This window comes from Moorena sp. SIO3I8 (assembly GCF_010692325.1).
GTDB lineage: Bacteria > Cyanobacteriota > Cyanobacteriia > Cyanobacteriales > Coleofasciculaceae > Moorena.
Genome location: NZ_JAAHHW010000387.1, coordinates 1 through 1,410, shown reverse-complemented (window position 1 = coordinate 1,410; position 1,410 = coordinate 1). Strand labels below are relative to the sequence as shown.

The window sequence follows — 1,410 nt, the reverse complement described above, 5'->3', positions numbered from 1 at the left end:
TGGTAGGGAGTAGGGAGTAGGGAGTCGGGAGTCGGGAGTCGGGAGTAGGGAGTAGGGAGTAGGGAGTAGGGAGTAGTAGGAAAGACCTTTGATATCATGTCCGGTTGAATACTTATACTAAGCGCAAAAGCAAGGCAGAAGGCAGAAGGCAGAAGGCAGAAGTAAAGGAGTAAGGTTTGAAGGGATAAAGTTTTTTATAACTAATGATCCGGACATGATATGAAGAGTTTTTGATGTTATGAGAAATCAGCAAGATTGTTCATGACCTATTTGGAAATGCTATAGCGTTTATTGCATTTATGAGGTACGATTATCAACCTCAAAGTCCCCCTTATTAAGGGGGATTTAGGGGGATCTCTTTGTAGCTCATGGGATAGAGAATTGCTATGTCTTAAACAGCGGAAGGACGGAGTTGGATTAATTCAGCAATAGCAGGGCCAAAAATCGTGGGCATGGATTTTTCTGGACGACACAACAAGGTCTTGGCAACCTGGAGCATGGCAATCCCGGCATTACCAAAGGATTTTTGGTACTCAATCATCGCCCGAATTCGTTGAATCAAACCAAAACCGGTAAATTGCACTACTGTCCGCAAGAAATCAGGTCGGTATTCTAAAATTTCTGGAAAGGTTTCAAAATACCCTTTGGTTAGGGCAGCAATGGAAGGCTGGAGCTGTTCCAAGGGGGTCATGGCTAAACCTAGGGATTCTTCAATACTTAAAGATTTACTGATAACTAGGCTACTCAGCCAGATTTGGACATAGCTGCTGATCAGTGTTCCTAAATCAAACGCCGGGTCTCCCCAACTACAGCGCTCCCAATCAATTAGCCTGACCATGCTGGTACTTTCATGCTCCCAATCTTGGTGCAGAAGGATATTATTTAGCTTTAGGTCATTGTGGGTCAGACAGCAGGGGGCAAAAGTATTGCCTAGTTGTGCGATCGCTTGCCCTAAACTATCGTATCGTTGATAAAGGGCAAAGAATTTCAGCCCGTCAGCAGGTACCGAACCAAAGATTTCCGGACCAATTCGTTCTAAACTGTTAACTAATCTAGGCACTTGCTCAGTGGTTTGATTATCGGTTTCGGTACAGAAGAAATCTTGATAGTCTTTACGATTAAATGTATGATGATGGATTTTTCCTAAAAGGGTGCCGATGGTGGTAGCAACCTCTGGAGGAAAGATATTTTCTTTGGCGTAGAAATCCATTAAATCCCGATAGTCATCGAGATAGCGGAAAACCATAATGGAATTCTCACCATCAAAATGCAACACCTCTGGTATCAAAGAGCGGAGGTTAGCAAGTTCTGGAAATTGCTGTAAGAATTCTTGAATTCGCCATTCATTCAAAAATTCACCAGCGGCTTTCCCTTCCTGGTTATGTCGCTCCTGCTTTACGAGCAGCTTAA

At 43.5% G+C, this 1,410-nt stretch carries 1 protein-coding gene; it reads right to left on the bottom strand.

Annotated elements, in window-relative coordinates:
- Positions 1–391: 391 nt before the first annotated feature.
- Positions 392–1,410 (bottom strand): phosphotransferase (locus tag F6K51_RS37230; protein WP_293031194.1); only part of this gene is annotated, 1,019 nt, incomplete at its 5' end.